Here is a 21,507-nt window from a genome sequence, read left to right on the forward strand (position 1 = left end):
CGGCGACGTGTCACCCGACCGGAGGAGCCGCCGTGGCCGCCCACCCTGTTGACGAGAAACTCCCCGCCCTCAAAATGGCGACCAGTGGCCTGCAGCACGTGGCCGCCATGTACGCGGGAGTCGTCGCCCCACCCCTGATCGTCGGCGCGGCCGTAGGCCTGTCCGGCAAAGACCTCACCTTCCTCACCGGAGCCTGCCTGTTCACCGCCGGGCTCGCCACCTTCCTGCAGACCCTCGGCTTCTGGAAGATCGGCGCCCGCCTGCCCTTCGTCAACGGCGTGACCTTCGCCGGCGTCGCCCCCATGACGGCGATCGTGGCGTCCGCCGAGGACAAGTCCGACGCCCTGCCGATGATCTTCGGCGCGGTCATCGTCGCCGGCCTGCTCGGCTTCATAGCGGCCCCGTTCTTCAGCAGGGCGATCCGCTTCTTCCCGCCCGTCGTGACCGGCTCGGTCATCACCCTGATCGGCGTCTCCCTGCTCCCGGTCGCGTTCGGCTGGGCCCAGGGACCGAACCCCGCCGCGCACGACTACGGCTCGACCACCAACCTCACCCTGGCCGCCGTCACCCTCCTGATCGTCCTGCTGCTGCGCCGTTTCACCCGCGGTTTCGTCAAGCAGATCGCGGTCCTGCTCGGCCTGGTCATCGGCACGCTCATCGCGATCCCCTTCGGCGTCACCGACTTCAGCCCCGTCGCGCACTCCGCCGTCGTCGGCTTCCCGACCCCCTTCCACTTCGGCGCCCCCACCTTCCACCTCGCGGCGATCCTGTCGATGTGCGTGGTGATGGTCGTCTCCATGACGGAGTCCACCGCCGACATGCTGGCGCTCGGCGAGATCGTCGAACGCCCCGCGGACGAGAAGGTCATCGCGGCCGGCCTGCGCGCCGACACCCTGGGCTCCGCTCTCAGCCCGCTGTTCAACGGCTTCATGTGCAGCGCCTTCGCCCAGAACATCGGCCTCGTCGCCATGACGAGGATCCGCAGCCGCTTCGTCGTCGCCGTCGGCGGCGGCTTCCTCGTCCTGATGGGCCTGTGCCCGATGGCCGCCTCCCTCATCGCGGTCGTCCCCCGCCCGGTCCTCGGCGGCGCCGGTGTCGTCCTGTTCGGGTCGGTCGCCGCGAGCGGCATCCAGACCCTGGTCCGGGCCGGCCTGGAGAAGGACAACAACGTCCTGATCGTCGCCGTCTCCCTCGCGGTCGGCATCATCCCGATCACCGTGCCGGACTTCTACCACGGCTTCCCCGACACCGCGAGGATCGTCCTGGACTCCGGCATCTCCACCGGCTGTGTCGCGGCCGTCGTCCTCAACCTCCTCTTCAACCACATAGGCAAGGGCACGGAGGCCGAGGACGTCACGCACCCGATGGAGGCGGGGCAGGAACTCACGCCCGCCCACTGAACACCGCTGAACTCTCGCGCGGGGCACGGCGATCGCCGTGCCCCGCACGGGCGCGTACGGCAGTCTTGGGCCATGAACGAGTCCGGCCGTGTCGAGGCCTTCAGCGACGGGGTGTTCGCCATCGCCATCACCCTGCTCGTCCTGGACATCAAGGTGCCTGGGACCGGTGACCACGGGGGCCTGTGGCACGCGATCGGCGCGCAGTGGCCGTCGTACGCCGCCTATGTGGTCAGCTTCCTGGTCATCGGCATCATGTGGGTCAACCATCACCAGCTGTTCAGCTATGTCGCCCGCGTCGACCGGCAGCTGATGTTCCTGAACCTGCTGGTGCTGATGGTCGTGGCCATTGTGCCCTGGCCGACCGCCATGCTCGCCGAGTACCTGCGCGAGGACGCCGCCTCGCACGCGGCGGCCGCGGTCTACAGCCTGGTCATGGTCGCCATGGCCCTCACCTTCCAGGCCCTGTGGTGGCACCTCACCCGCACCGGCCACCTCTTCGACGCGCGCGTGGACACCGCGGCGGCCCGGGCGACCCGGGCCCGCTTCGCCCTGGGCTCCCTCGGCTACCCGGTCACGGTGGGCCTGGCCTTCGTCTCGGCCCCGCTCACCCTGGCCGCGCACGGCCTGCTCGCCCTCTACTACGGCTTCAATCAGGTGCCGGTGCCACTCCGCCGGGACCGGGCCACGCCATGAGGTTCGCCAGCAGCTCCGCCTGCTCGATCGCGTCGTCCAGGGCGTGATGCGTGTGCCGGCGCCGGGAGAGGAGGTGCCGGGGCATCGTGCCCTTGGCCACCGCCCGCAGCGGCAGCCCGGCCTTGGCGGCGTAGAGCGTCTTCATGTCCAGGCAGCCGGAGTGCCCGAAGGGGCTCTCTCCGGTGAACCTGCTCAGATACCAGTACAGGAACGTCCAGTCGTACGAGGCCGGACAGCCGCACATCACCGGCTGCGCGCCCGCACTCACCTCCCGCACCCAGGCGCTGAACTCGGCCAGCGCGACGGCCGGTTCGGCACCCTCTGCGGCCAGCCGGTCCCGGTCCAGGCCGCTGACCGCCAGCGCCTCCTGGACGAAGCCGCCGGAGACCGGCCGCAGTTCGCGGTAGAAGGTCTGCCGTTCCGGGTCCGCCGGGGTGAAGCCGCAGGCGTCCTGCGTGCCGGCCACGGCCGCGCCGATGCTCAGCATGGAGTACGGCCCCGGGATCGGCCCGTCGGCCTCGATGTCGACGGAGATGCAGCGGCTGGGCTTGATGCGTCGTGCGGGCATGGGTCCGCAGCATGGCAGCGACGCGCGGTGCCCCGCATCCGGATTCGGCTCAGGCGCGCGGGCCCGCCTGGCAGGTCGTGACCGCGGGCACGCCGTCCGGTGAAGTACGACCTGGACGACCGTACGGACGCGGTCGATACGGCCGTATCGCCTGGGGTACCCCGACGCCCTCGGCGAACAGGTTCCGCAACTGACGTTCGCTGACGACCAGTTCCGGGGCGACGTCCCGGACCTGCGCGGGCGCCCGGTCCAGCCGTACCGACAACGCCGCCACGCCGGCCCGCAGCAGCGCCGTCCGGGCCAGGTCCGCGGCGTCGGACAGCAGCCCGGGCTGCACCTCGGCGAGCCGTGGCAGCGCCTCCCGAGGCTCCCGCCGGCGCAACTCGCGCGCGAGTCGGCACGCCGCACCGCCCGGCAGCTCGTCCTGAGCGACACCCAGCAGCGGTTGACCGACCGGGCGGAACCGGACGTGCATCGCCGGGGTGCGGGCGGCCCACGACGCCGGGCACCGGCCCGGAGCTGCTCGGTGCGTAGGCCCGCGGGGTGCTACAGGCCGAACAGGGCGAGGTCCGTCGTCAGTTCCTTGAACACCTCCCGCGGGTCGGCGACCAGCTTGCGCTCCTTCAGGTCCAGCAGGCCGCCCACCCCGCTGACCTCGGCCGCCAGGGTGCCGTCGGTCTTGCGTATCTCCTGCACGATCCGGAAGGTCCTGCCGCCGCCCCACTCGAACTGACAGGTCACATCGACCTCGTCGCCGGCGAGCAGCTCGCGCAGGAAGCGGATCGTCGTCTCCAGCGCCACCGGGCCCACACCTTGGCCCACCAGCCGGGCCTGGCTGATGCCGGCCGCCTGGAGCAGCGACCAGCGGGCGTGTTCCGCGTAGTTGAGGTATACGGACTGGTTCAGGTGTCCCTGGGTGTCGGTCTCGTAGCCGCGGACGGTCACACGGACGGAAAACGGTTCGGCCACTGCTTGCCCTTCTCGCATTCGAATATCCGGTCGATCGATCTTGGCACGCCGCTCACACCCGGCGCGGCGAGGCCAACAGATAGCGCACCCTCGTGCGCGGCTCGGTGTACTCGCCGGCCTGCCAGCCCGCGCCCTCCAGCGTGGCCGCACAGGCCGTCAGGCTGTCCGTGTCCGCCGCGTACACGGCGACCGCCTCCGGCTGCGGGGTCGCCCGCACCCGGTAGCCGTCCGCGCCCCCGCTCGCCGGATGGTGCCCGGCCGCCTCCAGGGCCAGCGCCGCAGCCCGCACCAGATGCGCGCGCTCCCAGCCGCACGGCCGGTCCACCGCGCCGTCGGTGTTGGTCATCCGGCGCAACTCCAGCAGCCCCTGCCAGGCGCCGTGCACCTCACGCAGCCGCGCCGGACCGTCCGCCGGCGGCTCCTCCTCGCCGCCGACCCGCGCCGCGAACACCCCCGCGTCCGGGGCGGGCTTCTCCGACTCCTCCGTCGCCTCGGGCACCGCCTCGCGTATCCGATGTCCCGCCGGGGTGAGAAAGTGCTCGTGCGGCGGCCGCGGATGCCGGAAGGCCAGCCCCCGCTTCACCAGCGCCGCCAGCTGCGCCTCCGTACCGCGCAGCCGCCCGGTCACCGGGTCGGCGGCCTCGATCACCCGCCGCTGCGCGGCGGTCGGCGGTCGGCTCACAGCGCACTCCTTCCGGTCCCGTCCCCTGCCCGGGCCCGCCCGTCACACGGCCCGTTTCGCAGAGTACGACCCGGGACTGACAACGCGGCCGCCGCCCGCAGCGGGCCCCGTGTCCGGGGTCTTCGGGGCCTACTCCCGCGGCCGGATGTTCCACCCCGCCACCACCGGCCGCCCGTGTTCCGTGCCCAGCCGGCACAGCGTTCCCGTAGCCAGCTGGAACAGCGCGCCGTGCTGGGGCGGGAGGCCGAGGCGGCGGGCGGTGAGGACGCGCAGGAAATGGCCGTGGGCGATCAGGACGACGACGCCCTCGGTGTTGGCCAGGGCGGCGTCGACCTTGCCCAGCATCCGGTCGGCGCGCTCGCCGACCTGCTCCGGGCTCTCGCCCGGATGCTCCGGCGGCCCCGGCGCGACCCCGTCCGTGAACAGGAACCAGCCCGGCCGGCTCCGCTGGATCTCCACGGTGGTCACGCCCTCGTACCCGCCGTAGTCCCATTCGTGCAGGTCGGCGTCGACCCGGGCCTCCGGGACGCCGATCAGCTCGGCGGTCTCCCGGGCCCGCTGCAGGGGGCTGACGAACGCGGCCCCGATCCGGTGCGAGCGGATCAGCGGCAGCAGCCGGCGTGCCTCCTCCCGCCCGTGCTCGGTGAGGGGTACGTCGGTCCAGCCGGTGTGCCGTCCGGACCGCGACCACCCGGTCTCGCCGTGCCGGACGAGAAAGAGGTCACCCACGTCAGCGCCCTTCCCGCTCGTCTGTCAGCACGGTGTCACAGGGAGGCGGCCGCCCGCAGGACGGACTCGGCCAGACGGCCGTTCTCCGGGGACGCGCCCTTCCCGGAGGGGAAGGAGAACCGGCGCCGGGTGTAGGCGTACCCGATGCCGCTCGCCGGCTCGGCGAAGCCGAGCGAGCCGGTCGCGCCGGAGTGCCCGAAGGTGCCGGCGGGCAGGCACGGGAAGAGCGCGGGGAGGTACTCGAAGCCGCGCGCGAAATGGTCCTGCCCTTCGGTGACCAGGTCGGGGCCGCCCGGGGTGCGCAGCGCGGCGAACCCGGCCGCGGTCGCGGGCGAGAGCAGCGGCGGCCGGCCGTCCACCGTGCTGACGGCGGCCGCGTACATCCCGGCGACCCCGCGCGCGTTGCCCACCCCGCCCGAGGACGCCGGTCCGAGCGCCTTCACCCGGGGGTGATTGCCGAAGGCCACCAGGTCGATCGGTTCCGAGGCGTGTGCGTTGAAGGCGATGCCCCGGATGCTGTCCGCAGCCGCCGCCCGCTCCTTCAGCAGCGCCGCCTCCTCCGGTGTCGGCACCAGCGGCTGCACGTCCACCCAGCGCGGTTCGGCTTCCGCGGGCAGGCCCAGGTGGTAGTCGAGCCCGTACGGCGTCCGGATCCGCTCCTCGTACAGTTCCTGGATCGACCGGCCGGTCACCCGGCGCACCACCTCGCCGGTGAGGGCGCCGATGACGAAGGCGTGGTAGCCCCAGGCGGTACCGGGTGCCCACAGCGGCTCGCGTCCCGCCAGCCGGGCGGCGGTGATCCGGTCGTCGGCCAACTCCTCGACGGTGAAGGCCTGTTCGGCGTCGCCCACGAGCCCGGCCCGGTGCTCCAGCAGCTCGCCCAGCGTCAGCCGGTCCTTGCCGTGGGCGCCGAACTCCGGCCAGTGGGCGGCGACTTCACGGTCGAGGTCGAGCACCCCGTCCTGCACCAGGAGTGCGACGACGAGGTGTGCGGCTCCCTTGGCGATGGAGTACAGGGTGGTCAGCGAGTCCCCGTCGATGCCGTCGCCGCCCCACAGGTCCACCACGCGGCGACCTTGCCGGTACACCACGAGCTGGGCGCCCGGATCGTCCCGTTCCTCGGCGAGCACCGCCGCGAACTCCTCGCGTACGCCCTCGAAGCCCTCGGCCACCGAGCCGTGCACGTCGACCGTCATGCGGGCGTCCCCCTGTCAGGTGATCAGCGACGGGGATCGTCAACAGCCGGTGACCGCCGGGCATTCCCCGAAGGTCGCGCGGCCGGTCAGTCCCCCTGCCACGCGCACTCGGCGACGCCGCCGACACGGTCTCCCCGCAGGCGCCGATCGCGGTGGCCTTCCGGTGTGTGTCCGTGACCGGTACGACGGCGGCAGCGAAGGGCGGCCGTCGAACACACAGCCTCCCGGGCCCTTGCCGACGGCGGTCAGCCGGGCCTTCGGCGGTGGTGGTGGTCGGCGTGCCGCAGGCCGTCGGGGCAGGGCCGGCGATGACTACGGCGAGGCCGGTGGCCGGCCGGGTCGTCGCGCGCGCCGTTCCCGCTGAGGTGTCGTCGCGTCGGTCAGGTGCCCGGCCGGACCAGCGTGTTCTCGGCGCCGAGGGCCTTGGCGCCGGTTTCGGCGTACAGCGAGGTCTCGCCGTCGGACCAGCGCACGAGAAGGTCGTTGCCGGTGTGGTCGGAGGTGAGGTCGCCGGTGGTCATGACCTGGGCGTGCTGCCACGTGCCGTTCGGGCCGACCAGCCGGGACCGGGTGCCGAGCCCGGCGGCCGAGACGCCGGTGCAGCTGTCGAGCGAGCCGTCGGACCAGCGCACGAGCAGATCCGCGCCGGCCGTGCCCTCGAGGGCGCCGCCGGTCAGCAGCGCGGCCTTGGTCCAGGTGCCGTTCGCCCCGAGGAGCCGCTTGGGGGAGCCGAAGGAGCCGGAGCGGATGCCCGTGTACAGCAGCAGGCTGCCGTCGGACCGGCGCGCCAGCAGATCGGTCGCGCCCTTCGCCCCGTGGAACTGCCCGGCGGTGAGCTGTACGACGTTCTTCCAGTCGGAGTTGGGCTTCGCCATCTGGACCTCACGGCCCACCCCCGAGGTGCCGAGCGCCGGGTACAGGGTGACCTCGCCGTCGGACCAGCGCACCAGCAGGCCCGGCCGGGTGCCGCCGAACGTCCCGCCGGTGATGCTGCGGGCTTGCGTCCACGTGGAGTTGGCCTTCAGCAGCCGCTTCTCGGTCCCGAACGCGCCCTGGCCGTCACCGGGATACAGGGTGACCCCGCCGTCGGACCAGACGACGAGCAGATCGCCGAGGTGGTCGCCGGTGTAGTCGGCGGAGGCCATCAGCGTGGCCTTCTGCCAGCGGGCCGCGCCGCCGGGCAACTGCAGGCCCTGGTAGGGCGGCAGACCGGAGGGCGGGTCCTGGCCGGCCACCGCGTCCGCGAGGAGGTTCGCGGCGTCGGCGCCGAACGCCGGGGCGTAGCTGATGTAGTCGACGTTCGCGTCGTTGCCGCCGCCGTTGTAGCCGCCGAGGTTGCCGATGACGTGTCCGGTGCGGGCGCCGTCCTGGTAGTCGGTGATCCACGGGCTGCCGGACGTGCCGCCGTAGTAGCCGCCGCACGTCATGGCCATCTGCCGGTAGCCGGGGAGCTGTGTCGTCGGCACGGTGCACTTGACGGCCTGCCCCGTGCTGTTGTGCTGGTACGAGGGGTAGCCGACGACGGTCACGTTGTTGTGCGTGTAGCCGCTGGGCCGGGTGAAGGTCAGTCCGCCGCCCACCGCGTCCTCGAGGCTCTGGCCCTTCTGGTTGGCGGAGACCCGCGCGAACGCGGTGTCCAGGTCGGACGAGGGCCCCTTGGTGGTCGCCGAGCCCTTGTCGGGCGCGTACCGGGGGTCGGTGTAGACGTGCTGGATGTGGAAGATGCCGTACGGCTGCTGGTCGGGGCCGGCGCCCTGGGCGAACTGCGGGACGAAGATGTAGTCGCCCTTCATGTTCAGCGCGCAGTGGGCCGCGGTGAGGACGACGTTCCGTACGGAGGTGTCGATGACGCTGCCGGTGCAGTGCCAGGTGGTGCCGCCCGGCCCGTCGGACCCGAAGAAGGTGCCGACCAGCGGGGTCCCCTTGAACAGGGTGCCCTGCGGCCGTCCCGCTGCCGCGACCCCCGGCCCGGTCCCGCGCGGCGCCGCCCGGCCCCCGTCCAGCGGCCTGGCGTCCGCCATCCGCTGCGCGGTCCAGAACCGTGCGGCCTGCCGGGCCTCCTGCCCGCCGGTGGGCGCCGGCGATCCGGCCGTCCCGGCCTGCGCGGCCGGAACCCCACCGCCGAGGGCGGCGCCGCACACCACGGCGACGGTCACCCGGCGTATGCGTGACGAGGACGGTCTTCTGTACGAGAACAACGGCGCTCCCCCTGGTCTGCTGGAACCGATCAGGGGAGCGGCGGTGCGCAGGTCGAGCGCACCGGGAGAAACCACGCGATGAAGGCTCCCCTGGCCGGCCGCGCCGTCGGAGACGGCGGGACACGTGATCCTCGCACATCTTCGCGAAACCCGGACAGGCGGACCCCGCCGTCGACTTGCCCCGGACGCGCCGGCAGCCCTGCACGGTACGGCGCAGCTACTGCCGGTACCCGCCGAGGAACCGGCCGATACGGCCGATAGCCGCCTCCAGGTCCTCCGCGTGCGGCAGGGTGAGGATGCGGAAGTGGTCGGGGGAGGGCCAGTTGAAGCCGGTGCCCTGCACGACCTGGATCTTCTCGCGGAGGAGGAGGTCCAGCACGAACCTCTCGTCGTCGTGGATCTTGTGCACCTCGGGATCGATGCGCGGGAACGCGTACAGCGCACCCTTGGGCTTCACGCAGGACACCCCTGGGATCTCGTTCAGTCTCTCCCAGGCCACGTTGCGCTGTTCGTACAACCGGCCGCCGGGCAGCGTCAGTTCGCGGATGGACTGGCGGCCGCCGAGCGCGGCCTGGATGGCGTACTGGGCGGGCGCGTTGGCGCACAGGCGCATGGAGGCCAGCATGGTCAGGCCCTCCAGGTAGTCCTTCGCGTGCTGCTTGGGGCCCGTCACCACCAGCCAGCCGGAGCGGAAGCCCGCCACCCGGTAGGTCTTCGACAGTCCGCAGAAGGTGAGCACGACCAGGTCGGGGGCGAGGGCGGCGGCCGAGTGGTGGACGGCGTCGTCGTACAGGATCTGGTCGTAGATCTCGTCGGCGAACACCATCAGGCCGTGCCGGCGGGCCAGGTCCAGGATGCCCTCGACGACCTCCTTCGGATACACCGCGCCGGTGGGGTTGTTCGGGTTGATGATGACCACGGCCTTCGTGCGGTCCGTGATCTTCGATGCCATGTCGGCCAGGTCGGGGTTCCAGTCGGCCTGCTCGTCGCACAGGTAGTGGACCGCCTTGCCGCCGGCGAGGGTGGTCACGGCGGTCCAGAGCGGGAAGTCCGGCGCCGGGATGAGGATTTCGTCGCCGTCCTCGATCAGCGCCTGTACGGCCATGGAGACCAGCTCCGAGACGCCGTTGCCGAGGTAGACGTCGTCGACCCCGACCTCCAGCCCCAGGTTCTGGTAGCGCTGGGCGACCGCCCGGCGGGCGGAGAGGATGCCGCGGGAGTCGGTGTAGCCGTGCGCCCGCGGCAGCATCCGGATCATGTCCTGGAGGATCTCCTCCGGCGCCTCGAAGCCGAAGGCCGCGGGGTTGCCGGTGTTCAGGCGCAACACGCTGTGCCCCGCCTCCTCCAGCGCGTTGGCGTGCTCGATCACCGGGCCGCGGATCTCGTAACAGACCTCGCTGAGCTTGTTCGACTGCCGGAACTCCATGCGCCCCTCCGGAAACTGGTGTTACTTGGTTTTACCAAGTGGACGCTTGGAAAGTCCAACATCTTGTCTAGACTGCGGCGTATGCCACCTCGCCGAAGCTACGACCAGTACTGTTCCGCAGCCCGCGCCCTCGACCTCGTCGGCGACCGCTGGACCCTGCTGATCGTGCGGGAGCTGCTGGCCGGCCCCCGCCGCTACACGGACCTGCACGCGGACCTGCCCGGCGTGAGTACGGACGTACTCGCCTCCCGGCTGAAGGACATGGAGCGCGACGGCCTCACGACCCGCCGGAAGCTGCCGCCGCCGGGCGCGGCCTACGTGTACGAACTCACGGAGCGGGGGCGCGAGTTGCTGCCGGTGCTCCAGGCACTCGGGCGGTGGGGCGAGGCCGAGCTGGGAGAGCGGCGGCCGACCGACGCCGTCCGCGCCCACTGGTTCGCCCTGCCGCTGCTGCGGGGAACGGAAGGGGAGGGCCTGGTCGAAGTCCGGCTGGAGGAGGGGAACTTCCATCTGCGGGTCGGCGCGGAAGAGGGCACCGTGTACGGCGACGGGCCGGCACCGGGCGAGCCCGACGCCCGTCTCACCATGGACGCGGCGGCCTGCGAGGCGGTCGCCCGGGGTGAGCTGAGCCTGACCGACGCGGTCCGGGCGGGCCGGGTGACGGTGACGGGGGACGGCACACTGGCCAAGGCACTGCGCGAGACGCAGGGACGGAAATGAGGAAGGCCCGCCGGCAGGCGGGCCTTCGAGCACGTCGGGTCACACGTTCGGCGGCACCCGGGAGGGCCGGCCGGACCCCCGAGTCAGCGCATACCCCCCGACACCGGCGAGAGCCGCGAGCACACCCCCGATCGCGGTCCACACCCACCGGTCGGACCACCACCCGGAGGACCAGCCGTCGTCGGAGCCGAAGCTGGACAGCACCGCCCGCTTCGAACCGCCGCCGCCCTGCTCGGACTTGACGGCAATGCCGGGAACCAGCGGCTTGGCCAGCGAGCCGTCCACCGCCGCCGTGCCGCCGATGTCCTTGGAGTCGGCGTGGACCTCGACGCCGACCGGCTTGCCCAGGTCGGCGGAGCCGAGGTCCACGACCGTCAGCCGGATGTAGTACGTGCCCGGCAGCGGGTCGTTGCCCCAGGGCTCCGACCAGCCGCGCACGGTCCGCAGGACACAGGCCAGTTCGACGGAGGACGCCCCCTGCCCGGCCGTGCGGGTCGCCGCGCCGTACTGGCACGCCTGGCGGCGCCGCAGCCCGTCGTACACGTCGATCTGCCAGGTCTGCGCCCCGTGCGCGGCGGGCAGCTTCACCGTCGCCTTGACGGTGGGCCGCTGCCCGGTGTCCGCGGGGAACGACCAGTACAGGTAGTCACCGGTGGAGCCGGACGCGGTGGCCTGCTGCCCCTGCCGGATCTCCGTCGCCGTACGGAAGGAGGTGCCCGCCCGGGTGGGCGCCGCGCCGTCGGCGGAGGCGCTCGGAGAGGGGGAGGAGTCGGCCGCGGCCGGACCGGCCGCGATCCCGAGCGCCAGCAGTGCGGCGCCCAGCACACGTGTGATCCGCATCAGTTCGTCCTCCAGACCGCGACCCGCCAGCGCGACAGCCAGCCCCACAGCAGACCCGCCAGGAAGCCGGTCAGCACCAGCGCGCCCAGCAGCCACCAGCCACGGCCGAGGCCGAAGGAGGCCACGTCGTGGTGCCCGGACGGCCCGTCCACGACGTCCACGGTCAGCTCCAGCGGCAGACCCGGTGTGGTCTTGACGCCCGGCGCGGCCGAGAAGGAGTTGGTGACCTGCAGACACACCGTCTCCGCGGGTGCGTTGTCGTCGTCGCTCTCCGGCTTCGGGTAGCGAAGGCCCGTCGACATGACGTCCGTACGACCCGTGCCCGCGGCCTCGCCGCGCACGATCTCCCGTCCGTGCAGGGTCACCGCCCGCAGCAGCACCCCGTAGTCCGGGTTCACGGCGCGGTCGTCGGCCACGCTCACCGAGGCGCGCAGCTCCTTGCCCGGGGCGACGTCGACCTTGTACCAGCGCTGCTGCCCGAACTCCTCACGGTCCGTGAACAGCCCGGACTTCAGGGTCGGCGCCGCCTCGCACCGCGCGGCACCCTCGGTGGCCACCGGCGTCACGACCGGATCGGCCGCCCGGTCCACCAACTGTCCGACGCGGCTGGACAGTTCCTGCTTGTGCCGTACGTCGGTGTAGGTGCCGCCGGTCGCGTCCGCGATGCAGCTGAGCTGGTCGCGGGTCTTGGCGTCCGGCACCAGGCCGAGCGTGTCGATGGTCAGGCCGATGCCCTTGGCCGCTATCTCGCGGGCCACCTCGCACGGGTCGAGCGGCTGGCAGGTGTCCTCGCCGTCGCTGATCAGGACGATACGGCGGGTGCCGGTACCGCCGTTCAGGTCGTCCGCCGCCTTCAGCAGCGCGGGCCCGATCGGCGTCCAGCCGGTGGGCTGCAGCGTGGCCACCGCCGTCTTCGCGTCGGTCCGGTCCAGCGGGCCGACGGGGTAGAGCTGCGCGGTGTCCTTGCAGCCCTCCTTGCGGTCGTTGCCGCGGTAGTTGGCGCCCAGCGTGCGGATGCCGAGCCGGACCTCCTGCGGAGTCGCGTCCAGCACCTCGTTGAACGCCTGCTTCGCCGCGGCCATCCGCGAATCGCCGTCGATGTCCCGCGCCCGCATCGAACCGCTGACGTCCAGCACGAGTTCGACCTTGGGCGCGGCCTGTTCCGTCTCATCGGCGACGGCCCCGCCGGGGAACGCGATCCCGGCCGCCAGGGCGGCGAGCAGAGCACAGACGCCCGCCGCCAGCCGTTGTCTTGTGATCATCGCCGGATCCTATTGATCAGACGGGTCGTGCTCCAAAACGAGCGGGTTCGGCAGGGAGGTCCACTGGTCACCAGGGGTCTGCGGGGACAGCCGCATCAGGGTCAACGCCTTCGCCGGCAGGGGGCCTTCGCGCAGGGCCCGCAGGCCGGGAGTGTCCGGCAGGCCGGGGACGGCGGCCGACAGGGCCGCGCCCAGCGCCGGGCCCGAACCCGCCGTACCGGCCAGGGCGCCCGCCACCAGGGAGCCGAACAGTTTGCGGCGCAGGGCCGTTTCGTCGTCGGTGATCAGCCGGCCGGACAGCGGCGGCGGGGTGATGCCGTGCCGGGTCAGTCGGGCCGGGCTGATCCGGATGTCGGCCAGATCGCGGTAGACCAGCCGCAGCGGGGTGCCGTCGGCCGACAGGATCACCAGCAGGTTCTGGCCGTGCGCCTCCAGGGCCACGCCGAGCTCGAGGAGGCGCAGCCCCACGGTCAGCGCCAGCCGGGTGAACGCCGCCAGCCAGGCGGGGGAGCCGGGCAGGCCGGTCGTGGCGAGCGCGGCCACGGGGACGACCCGCTCGGCAGGACCGGCGTACACCTCGGGCGACTCCCGCAGCAGCGCGGCCAGGCCGGGGGAGTGGGCCGAGACCGCGCCCAGCGTTCGGGTGACGTGCAGCAGGCCCTCGGTGCGCGCCGCCAGTTCCTCGCCGAGGGCGGACAGGGGCGCGGCCGCCCGGACCGAGTACGGCGAGATGTCCCGCACCGACGACGTCAGCCGTGCGCTGAGCGCGGTCTTCACATGCGGGCCGTCCGGCAGCGCGAGGGTGCGCAGGGAGAGCAGCGGGCGGGCCGGGCGCCAGGGCGTGTACGGTCCCTTCAGGACGCGCTCCGCTTGCCACGGGTGCACCGGCAGCAGCAGCCGTTCGCCGTCCCGCAGCTCCTGCGGCCACTCGCCCGTCACCAGGCACCCGTCCGCCGGCACCGGTACCGTCCCCAGCTCCACCACCGGCCGGTGCTCCGGGCCGTACGCCAGCTGGTCCGCCACCGAGAAACCGGGCCGGGAACGGCAGCCCGGGTGGTACGGGTGCCCGTCCGTCACCCGCTGCTCCCACTCCCAGTCCCGGTCCGGCCACTCCTTCGGGTGATCCGCGTCGGCCCGCGACAGCGCCAACGACGCGACGCTGTGGGCCAGTTCGGCCGCGAACGCGGCGCCGTGGGGCACCCCGAGGGCGGTCATCAGCGCGGCCGGATCCACATGCCGCTCCCGGTCCAGGCGGACGCCGGTGACGTAGGCGCTCGTGGCGTACGGGTCCGCGTGCGGCCCGTGCAGCGTGCGGCCGTCGGCGATCCGCAGCGCCAGGCTGTGCGCGCCGCGCACCCGGCCCGCGACCCACGGCAGCGGCTCATGGGCCAGCGCCCGCCACAGACGGGTCAGCACCGCGGCGCGGGCTCCCGGCAGCTCCGCCGAGTACCGGGGCAGCAGCCCGGGCCGGACGGCGGCCAGCTCCTCGGCGACCTGGGCCTCGGCGACGGGGGGACGGTGCACGGTCGGCTCCTCGGGTACACGGCGCACGGAGGACGATTGTCGGCGACGACAGACATACTGATCGCGACCACCCCGGACGAAACGAATGGATCGCGTGGACTCCTCACCCTCCTCCGGAGCACCCTCCACCGGAGCCGTCGGCGGCCGTGCCGACGCCTACGCGGCCGCGCCCCTGCTGAACTGCCTGCTGCGCGAGGTGGCCGAGCCGCTGGCGAGCCCGGGTGACCTGCGGGTCCACCGGGTGCCGAGCGGGCGGCTGCTGCGCGTGCGGGCCGGCCGGCGCCCCGCCGATCCCGAGGTGTGCGCGGCCGGGACCTGGCACCGCGTCGGCCACTCCGAGCTGGTCAAACTGGTCGCCGAGGAGCTGCGCCGGCACACCGGGCTGCCCGGCGGCGACCTGCCCGCCGAGATGGTCGACAGCAGGGACGCGGTCGCGGCCCTGCTCACCGCCCGCGCCGGGGCGACGGCGCCCGCCGACCCGTATCTGCGGTCCGAGCAGTCCCTGATCGGCGGCCACCCGTACCACCCGGCGCCCAAGGCGCGCGGCGGCGGCCCGGTCGCCTCCTGGCTGCCGTACGCCCCCGAGGCGCATGCCCGCTTCCCGCTGGTGCTGCTCGGCGTCCGCGAGGACCAGGTGGCCGAGGAGGGCGACACCCGCGCCCTGGACGCGCTCGGCTCGGCGCCGCCCGGCTACCGGCTGCTGCCGGCCCACCCCTGGCAGCTGGACCTGGTGGGCCGCGAGCTGGCGGAGGCCTTCGCCGACGGCCGTCTGCTGCGCCTCGGCACGACCGCCTTCGACACCTGGCCGACGGCGGCGATCCGCACGGTGTACGAGCCCCGGCGCGACCTGTTCCTGAAGTTCAGCCTGGACGTCCGCATCACGAACGACATCCGCCGCCTGTGGCGACACGACCTGCGCAGACTGCGCCGTACCGACACGGCCGCCCGGCACGCCCTCGCGGCGATGGGTCCGACCGCGGCCTGGCTGAGCGACCGCGGCTACCGCACGGCCGCCTTCGCCTTCGAGGAGCTCGCCGTCCTCGTCCGCGACGGACTGCGCGGCCACCTGCTGCCGGGCGCCACCCCGCTGCTCGCCGCCGGCCTCGCCGAGGGCTTCGACGGCAGTCCGCTGACCTCTGCACCAGACCCGGCGGCCTGGTGGGAGGCCTATCTGCGCCAGGTCGTACCGCCCGCCCTCACGGCGTTCGACGACCACGGGGTCGTCCTGGAGGCCCACCTGCAGAACACCCTCGTCGCCGTGGACACGGCCGGCACGCCCGTCCAGGTGCTGTACCGGGACGCCGAGGGGGCCAAGCTGCTGCCGGACGTGACCCGGGCGGCGGGCTGGGAGCGGCTGGTGTACTGCCTGGTCGTCAACCACCTCACCGAGATCGCCGCCGCCCTCGCCGAACACCATCCCGGACTCGACCCCTGGCCCGCCGTCCGCCGCGAACTCGCCCGGCACGACCTGCCAGAGGTCCCCGCCCTGCTCACCTCGCCCACGCTGCCCGGCAAGACCAACCTGCTGCTGCGCTGGACCGGCGCGGACGGCGCGGACGCCCGCTACCTGCCCCTGCCGAACCCCCTGGCGGGCGGCTGAGCCGTGCTCACCGGGCGCTGCCGAAGTCCTGGGTCCAGTAGCTGCCGGGCTGGGCGAGACCGACGCCGATCTCCGTGAAGGAGCAGTCGAGGATGTTGGCCCGGTGTCCGGGGCTGTTCATCCAGCCCGTCATGACCTGGTCCGGGGTGGCGTACCCGTAGGCGACGTTCTCGCCGTACGAGCTCCAGCTGTAGCCGGCCCGCGTGATGCGGTCACCGGGCGACGACCCGTCGGACCCGGTGTGCGACATGTTCTGGTGGGCCGCCATGTCCGCGCTGTGGGCCTGCGCCGCCTTCGCCAGCTTCGCGTTCACGGTCAGGGGGCGGCAACCCACCTTGGCGCGCTCGGCGTTCACGAGCTGTACGACGCGCGCGGTGACGCTCGACGCGGTGGCCGTGGGCGTGGGCGCCGGCTTGCTGGTGCTGGGAGCAGCCGTCGTCCGGGGCGTGGGGGCCGTGGTCTTCGTGCTGGTGCTCGGGTGCGCGGTGGGCCGGTGCGTGGGCGACGCGGTGGCCTGCGGCGTGCCGACGTGGTGATGGTCGTTGCGGTGGTGATGGTGATGGTGCCGGTGACCGTGGTGCTGCGGCTGCCGGGGCGTGCTCGTCGCGGCGACGTCCGCCCGGTCCTTGCCGCCGTACGGCCAGTCGGAACAGGCCAGCGCGACGGACGGCACGCCCACGGTTCCGATGGCGACGGCGGCGACGACTATGCGCCGGTACTGCTGCGACTTGCGGTGCTTGGCCATTCGTCAACCTCGTTCGGTGATCGCCGGGCGCTCATTTTCGGAAGGGCTTCACAAGGAGCGCAAAGGGCGACTTCCACTACCGCGCCTAGTAGAGCCGGAGGGCTCTTGTCAGCCGAGCGAAGAGATGTCGGGTTCGCTTCCGCGACGTTTGCTGATGCCTGGCGCCCCGTCAGGAAAGAGACATGTCCGGCGGATACGGGAAGGTGCCGAGCGGGCGTCGCGCCGTGGGCCGATGAACCGTTCGCGCCGGTGGCAAGCCGGACAAATCCCTTATGTCATCGGAGCTGTGTCTACTATGCAGGACGCCTAGTTGCCGAGTTCGCTGTGATGGATATCACTTTGCCTGCCTGCTCCGGCGGGCACTGGTGGCCCGCCGGAGGTGCGGTGGTCAGCAGTCGGGGATGACGGTGCCGTTGTTGTCCTTGGCCTCGTCGTTGCCCCAGCGGGTGAGGTAGTAGGCGGAGACGTACTGGCCCGCCGGTCCGGTGTCGGGGTCGGTCTTGAGCCACCAGTGGTTGTAGGTCGTGGCGTCACCGACCTGGCGGCCCCATGCCTTGCAGTAGACGTAGTTGGTGCCCGCGTTCAGGGTGCCGGTCTGGGTGGTGCTGGCCGGCGAGGCGTACACCGGCGCGGTGGGAGAGGTGTCGACGTAGTACTTGACGGGCGCCCCCGATGTGCCTCCGCTGTAGTACGCCTCCAGTTCGCCGATGGACGTGAAGGTCTTCGTGCCGCCGGGCAAGCCGATGATCCGCACACCGTCGCCGGAGGTCGGCGTGAAGTCGAACTGGTAGGAGTGGTTCGGGCCGGCGGAGGAGTCGTACGGGTAGGACGGCGACGTACGGAGTCCGGCGACGTCCGTCCAGGTGCCGTTGGTGCGGACCTGGACCCGGAGACCCTGCGCGAACCAGCCGCCGTCGGAGAACATGTCGCCGGTGGTGTAGACGACCCGGTCCAGCGTGTAGCTGCGCGGCCAGGTGTAGCCCCACCAGCTCGCCGTCTTGTTCTCGTCGTTCCAGTCGTCGTCGGACTGGTTACGGTTGCCGTCGTTGTAGAACTGGACGTTGCCGTAGTGCGTGGCGCGCTCGATGCCCACCGTGCCGGGCTCACGGGCGAGGTTGCGGGCCGGGTCCGCGGCGTTGGACGGGGTGGACGGCACCTGTGGTTCGAGATGCATCCGGCGCAGCGAGAAGGTGTAGGCCCAGTTGTCGTTCGCCGGGTAGCCGCCGCCGCAGGGGCAGACGTTGGACTGCAGCCACACCGACTTGCCGTCGGCGCTGATGTACTTCGAGGGGATGGTGGTGGCGTAGCCGCCGTGCTTGGTGTGGGTCCAGGGGTAGCCGCCGAAGTCCTTGGTCTCGAAGTGCTTCCACGGACCCCACGGGGTGGGTGACTCGTAGAACTCGAAGGTGTACTCGGTCCACGAGGTGTAGAGGTAGCGGTTCAGCGGCTTGTCGTAGACGATGCCGCCCTGGCTGATGGTGGTCAGGTCGTGTGCCCGACCGGCGGTGTAGACGTTCTGGTAGATGTGGCGGTCGTCGTGCAGGACCGCGGTGCGCTGGTTGATGTCGGACGACCAGGTCGGGTTGCCGGCGGAGTCGAAGCCGTTGACGAACTGCCAGGCGGAGCGGTCCAGTACCGACGCCCGGGGCACCCGGGCGAGGTAGACGTCCTCCGGGTCGGGCACCCGGTCGTTGAACGAGTCCCGCCAGTTGTGGTCCAGGCCGTAGGCGTAGACATAGCCGTCGGGCGCGTTGGCGTAGGCCTTGCCGTAGTCGAGGAACATGACCGTGGTGAAGACGCCGCCCGGGAACATCGGAGCCGTCCGGTCCCAGGTCCAGGTGCGGCCGTGGTCGGTCGACTTGGCGATGGTGGCGGCGGGGGCGTCGTTGAAGTCGGTGGCCAGGTCCTGCACGGCGAGGTAGAGGTCGCCGTCCACACAGGCCATTCCGGTGGGCTTGCGGGTGTGGCCGGCCGTCCACACCTGGCCGACGGCGTCACCCTGGGCCAGGCTGGTGCCCTGGAGGCTTCCGGGGGTGCCCGAGATGCGGGCGACCCCTATGTCGCTGAAGGGGGCGTTGAACCCGACGCCGTCACCGTAGGCGCCGTAGACGTTGTCGTCGTCCGACCAGCAGTTGGGCCACAGGTCGCCGTGGTTGGCGTTGTCCCCGACGGCCGGTGCGCCGACGGTGGCTCCCGAGTCGATCTGCACGGTGGAGAAGAAGTCGCTCTCCGGGGCTGAGGAGAGGGCGGTGGCGGCGGGCGCCGCGCTCGCCGTTCCCGGGGCGAGGATCAGCAGCAGGGCGGTGGCTATGCCGGCGGCAGTGCGCCAGGGTCTGGCGGCTGTGCGCATGGGGCGGCTCCAGAGAAGAGTGAGTGGTGAAATCGATTTCCAACAGGGTCGAAAGCGTGCCTGCGGCGGGGGCGGCCCGCCGGAGGCACGGTGGTCAGCAGTCCGGTATGACGGTGCCGTTGTTGTCCTTGGCCTCGTCGTTGCCCCAGCGGGAGAGGTAGTAGGCGGAGACGTACTGATCGGCGGGTCCGGTGTCGGGGTCGGTCTTCAGCCACCAGTGGTTGTAGCTCGTGGCGTCACCGGTCTGACGGCCCCACACCTTGCAGTAGACGTAGTTGGTGCCCGCGTTCAGGGTGCCGGTCTGGGTGGTGCCGGTCGGTGAGGCGTACACCGGCGCGTCGGCGAAGGTGTCCACCCAGTACTTGGCCGACGGCGGGGGAACGCTGCCTCCGCCGTCGACATCGAGGTAGTCGCCGTCGATGTTGACGGTGACGCCGCCCCAGGTCTCGTCGGTCCCGCCGAAGTACTGGTGGATGCGCTGGTGGTCGGCCCAGTCGGCGGCGGGCACGTAGGTGCCGGCGTCGGTGTCGGCGGCGCCGTTCCACCAGGCGAACCAGATGTGGTCCGGCAGGGTGTAGGCGCCGGTGGTGTACTGGGCGGCCAGGTCACGCATGCCGGAGCCGGCGCTGGAGTAGACACCGGAACGGTAGCCGCGCGCGTGCAGTTCGCCGGTCCAGGCGGAGAGGTAGTTCAGGACGCCGGTGCTGCAGGAGGAGTTGGTGTTGTCGTAGCCCTCCATGTCGTTGTAGAGGACGCTGTCGGCCGGGAGCCCGAGCGCCTGTGCCTGGGCGACGGCGTCGTCGGCCTCCGCGGTGCCCTGGCTGCGGGCCGTGGCCGGATCGGTGGAGACCGTGTGGCCGAAGGAGGTGCAGGGCGCCTGCGAGCCGACGTACGTCGGGATCAGGTGCCAGCCGTTGCCGGTCACGGTGCTCACCCAGGACGAGGTGAGAGCGGGCTGGGCACAGGCGCGGCTGTTGCCGCCGATGTACACGCTCACGGCCCGGTAGGGGGAGGCTCCCCAGGCGTTCATCGTGGAGGTGCTCGGGGCAGCGCATGTGTCGAAGCCCTTGCCGGTGTAGGCGCCGGGCTGTGCGGTGATGGCCAGGGCGGAGGCGGTCGCTTTCGGGGCACGGTCGGCGCCGGGCCGCGTGCCGCTCGCGCTGGGCCGGGCCCGGCCGTCGAGCCGGCCGGTGCGCAGGATCCGCTCGGCCGACGCCTTGCCGGTGCCGTACGCGGCGGTGGCGATGACCCCGGCGGAGGGCACGGCCAGCCGGATCTCGCCGGGCTCGGCCGCGGTGGTGTGCCCGGGGGCGTAGGTCGCGGTTCCCTTCGGCGCGACAAGCGTGTCGCGGTCGACGGCCGCGGTGCCGGTGCCGTCCAGGGGCTCGATGAGCAGGGCCTCGGTGTGTCCCACGAGGTGGGTGGGGCAGTGCTCCTGGCCCGCGGGGTGGCCGAGGTAGACGGCGTGTACGTCGAAGCGCACGCAGGTGTCCGGCGCGGTGGCCAGATCGATGACCGGCCAGTCGGCCGGGACACGGAGGTGGTAGCCGCGGTAGGCGACCTCCTGGGTGGTGGCGGTCGCGGCCTGCGCGCCCTGCGCGGTCAGTGCCGCGGATGCCGCGGTGAGCAGCAGGGCCAGGGCAGTCCGGACCGCGCGTCCGGCGCGGGCAGGTCTGGTCATGTACATGGCCTCTCTTTGTTTACATGATCATGACAAGGACGCCAAAGGTCGGCGAGGTGCTGTGTCGGTGTCAGATACCTGGCTCAAAACCCGTGTTCGCGGTATCGGCCCACACCCTAGCGTCTGTGATATCGATTTCAAGGACTTGGGGCGGGAACACGCGAGATTTGGCAAGGGCCGGCGGGGGCGCGCTCAGAAGGTGTCGTCCACCGTGACGTTGCGGTAGTCGGCAGCGGTGTCCTCGGTGACCGGACCGGGCTGCCCGTTGAGCAGTACCGGGAAGGACGCGCCGTTGAAGGTGCGCTGCTGGGCCTGGGCACCGTCGAGGAGGAACGTGTAGCCGGCGCCCGCCTTCACCACCTTGAGCGTGTGGTACCGGGCCGGATCGAACCCGGCCCGGCCGGCAGGGCGGAGTTCTGCCAGGGCCGCTCGACGCCCTGCACCACGGCGTGGGTGGCGAGCACCCCGTACTTGCGGTCGATGAAGACCTCGACGTGGTTGTCCTTGTCGGCGTACGAGGCGTAGATGCCGTACTTGGGGTACGACGAGGTGGTGCCGGTGGCGCTCCAGCGCACGTCGGCCGAGACGGTGTACGAGGGTGGCCGGCGCCGCGAGGGTGCGCATGAGCGGTCTCCGCCGCTGGCCGAGCAGGTCCACCATGGTGGGCTCCGTACGGGGGGGAATCAAGCCGTCCATCGGCGGCACTGAAATCGATTTCCGCAGTGCAGGAACGGAGTGTAGGAACGGGGTGAGTGGCCGTCAATGGGCCGGAGCCGCCCCGGGAACTGCGACCTCGTCCACAGGGCCGTATGCAGGGTGCGTCCGGGCGCGAGGCGCCTCCACAGGGGAATAACAGGGGTGGCGGGTGCGGGAAACGGCGGGCGCTAGGGGCTGTTGTGGGTGCGGTGATGGCCTAGACGTGGA

Annotated in this window: 19 protein-coding genes and 1 pseudogene; 4 read left to right on the plus strand and 16 right to left on the minus strand. The window is 72.2% G+C overall.

What is annotated here, in order from left to right:
• Positions 1-32: 32 nt before the first annotated feature.
• Together ACWGJ5_RS25790 and ACWGJ5_RS25795 are read left to right on the plus strand one after the other, a co-directional pair.
• Positions 33-1,400: a nucleobase:cation symporter-2 family protein gene (locus tag ACWGJ5_RS25790; protein WP_453312033.1), complete on the plus strand. Its 1,368-nt coding sequence runs from the start codon at positions 33-35 to the stop codon at positions 1,398-1,400.
• Between the two features lie 72 nt (positions 1,401-1,472).
• Positions 1,473-2,093: a TMEM175 family protein gene (locus tag ACWGJ5_RS25795; RefSeq protein WP_453312034.1), complete on the plus strand. Its 621-nt coding sequence runs from the start codon at positions 1,473-1,475 to the stop codon at positions 2,091-2,093.
• On the opposite strand, the gene ACWGJ5_RS25800 is transcribed toward ACWGJ5_RS25795, so the two are convergent.
• From ACWGJ5_RS25800 to ACWGJ5_RS25835, 8 genes are all read right to left on the minus strand, one after another.
• Positions 2,047-2,661 (minus strand): 3'-5' exonuclease, encoded by a 615-nt coding sequence (locus ACWGJ5_RS25800; RefSeq protein WP_453312035.1) that lies wholly within the window; start codon positions 2,659-2,661, stop codon positions 2,047-2,049. The genes ACWGJ5_RS25795 and ACWGJ5_RS25800 overlap by 47 nt on opposite strands.
• 49 nt (positions 2,662-2,710) lie before the next feature.
• Positions 2,711-3,136 carry a hypothetical protein gene (locus ACWGJ5_RS25805; RefSeq protein WP_453312036.1) on the minus strand — a complete coding sequence of 142 codons (426 nt, stop codon included), beginning with the start codon at positions 3,134-3,136 and terminating at the stop codon, positions 2,711-2,713.
• A 71-nt stretch (positions 3,137-3,207) separates the two neighbouring features.
• The gene (locus tag ACWGJ5_RS25810; protein WP_453312037.1) at positions 3,208-3,630 is read right to left on the minus strand and encodes an acyl-CoA thioesterase; all 423 of its coding nucleotides are present in this window, start codon (positions 3,628-3,630) and stop codon (positions 3,208-3,210) included.
• Positions 3,631-3,682: 52 nt separating this feature from the next.
• A complete protein-coding gene (locus ACWGJ5_RS25815; protein ID WP_453312038.1) occupies positions 3,683-4,312 on the minus strand; it encodes a hypothetical protein in 630 nt (209 codons plus the stop codon).
• A 129-nt stretch (positions 4,313-4,441) separates the two neighbouring features.
• Positions 4,442-5,041: a histidine phosphatase family protein gene (locus tag ACWGJ5_RS25820; protein ID WP_453312039.1), complete on the minus strand. Its 600-nt coding sequence runs from the start codon at positions 5,039-5,041 to the stop codon at positions 4,442-4,444.
• 35 nt (positions 5,042-5,076) lie between these two features.
• Complete coding sequence (locus ACWGJ5_RS25825) at positions 5,077-6,237, minus strand: serine hydrolase domain-containing protein (RefSeq protein ID WP_453312040.1); 1,161 nt, start codon at positions 6,235-6,237, stop codon at positions 5,077-5,079.
• 380 nt (positions 6,238-6,617) lie between these two features.
• Entirely contained in the window at positions 6,618-8,510 is a 1,893-nt protein-coding gene (locus ACWGJ5_RS25830; RefSeq protein ID WP_453312041.1) for a trypsin-like serine peptidase, read from the minus strand.
• Between the two features lie 142 nt (positions 8,511-8,652).
• Positions 8,653-9,861, minus strand: coding sequence for a pyridoxal phosphate-dependent aminotransferase (locus ACWGJ5_RS25835; RefSeq protein ID WP_453312042.1), 1,209 nt, complete (start codon positions 9,859-9,861; stop codon positions 8,653-8,655).
• A gap of 81 nt (positions 9,862-9,942) precedes the next feature.
• On the opposite strand from ACWGJ5_RS25835, the gene ACWGJ5_RS25840 reads away from it, so the two are divergent.
• Complete coding sequence (locus ACWGJ5_RS25840; protein ID WP_453312043.1) at positions 9,943-10,581, plus strand: winged helix-turn-helix transcriptional regulator; 639 nt, start codon at positions 9,943-9,945, stop codon at positions 10,579-10,581.
• A 39-nt stretch (positions 10,582-10,620) separates the two neighbouring features.
• On the opposite strand, the gene ACWGJ5_RS25845 is transcribed toward ACWGJ5_RS25840, so the two are convergent.
• Genes ACWGJ5_RS25845 through ACWGJ5_RS25855 form a run of 3 tightly spaced genes read right to left on the minus strand, consistent with a single transcriptional unit; the run spans position 10,621 to position 14,207 of the window.
• Positions 10,621-11,421: a hypothetical protein gene (locus ACWGJ5_RS25845; RefSeq protein ID WP_453312044.1), complete on the minus strand. Its 801-nt coding sequence runs from the start codon at positions 11,419-11,421 to the stop codon at positions 10,621-10,623.
• Complete coding sequence (locus ACWGJ5_RS25850; RefSeq protein WP_453312045.1) at positions 11,421-12,683, minus strand: VWA domain-containing protein; 1,263 nt, start codon at positions 12,681-12,683, stop codon at positions 11,421-11,423. Before ACWGJ5_RS25850 ends, ACWGJ5_RS25845 begins: the two co-directional genes overlap by 1 nt.
• A 9-nt stretch (positions 12,684-12,692) precedes the next feature.
• On the minus strand, positions 12,693-14,207 hold the full coding sequence (locus tag ACWGJ5_RS25855) for an IucA/IucC family protein (RefSeq protein WP_453312046.1): 1,515 nt from the start codon (positions 14,205-14,207) through the stop codon (positions 12,693-12,695).
• An 85-nt stretch (positions 14,208-14,292) separates the two neighbouring features.
• On the opposite strand from ACWGJ5_RS25855, the gene ACWGJ5_RS25860 reads away from it, so the two are divergent.
• Entirely contained in the window at positions 14,293-15,807 is a 1,515-nt protein-coding gene (locus ACWGJ5_RS25860) for an IucA/IucC family protein (RefSeq protein WP_453312047.1), read from the plus strand.
• A 7-nt stretch (positions 15,808-15,814) separates the two neighbouring features.
• On the opposite strand, the gene ACWGJ5_RS25865 is transcribed toward ACWGJ5_RS25860, so the two are convergent.
• From ACWGJ5_RS25865 to ACWGJ5_RS25885, 5 genes and pseudogenes are all read right to left on the minus strand, one after another.
• The gene (locus ACWGJ5_RS25865) at positions 15,815-16,552 is read right to left on the minus strand and encodes a CAP domain-containing protein (RefSeq protein ID WP_453312048.1); all 738 of its coding nucleotides are present in this window, start codon (positions 16,550-16,552) and stop codon (positions 15,815-15,817) included.
• A gap of 388 nt (positions 16,553-16,940) precedes the next feature.
• Positions 16,941-17,234 (minus strand): annotated as a pseudogene (locus ACWGJ5_RS25870) (M23 family peptidase); the annotation flags it as partial.
• A 1,762-nt stretch (positions 17,235-18,996) separates the two neighbouring features.
• Positions 18,997-20,583, minus strand: a complete 1,587-nt coding sequence (locus ACWGJ5_RS25875; RefSeq protein WP_453312049.1) for a DUF1906 domain-containing protein — start codon at positions 20,581-20,583, stop codon at positions 18,997-18,999.
• A 192-nt stretch (positions 20,584-20,775) separates the two neighbouring features.
• Entirely contained in the window at positions 20,776-20,940 is a 165-nt protein-coding gene (locus ACWGJ5_RS25880; RefSeq protein WP_453312050.1) for a hypothetical protein, read from the minus strand.
• A complete protein-coding gene (locus ACWGJ5_RS25885; protein WP_453312051.1) occupies positions 20,937-21,158 on the minus strand; it encodes a hypothetical protein in 222 nt (73 codons plus the stop codon). The genes ACWGJ5_RS25880 and ACWGJ5_RS25885 overlap by 4 nt, the downstream gene beginning before the upstream one ends.
• Between the last annotated feature and the right edge of the window lie 349 nt (positions 21,159-21,507).

The organism is Streptomyces sp. NPDC054783 (assembly GCF_053611725.1).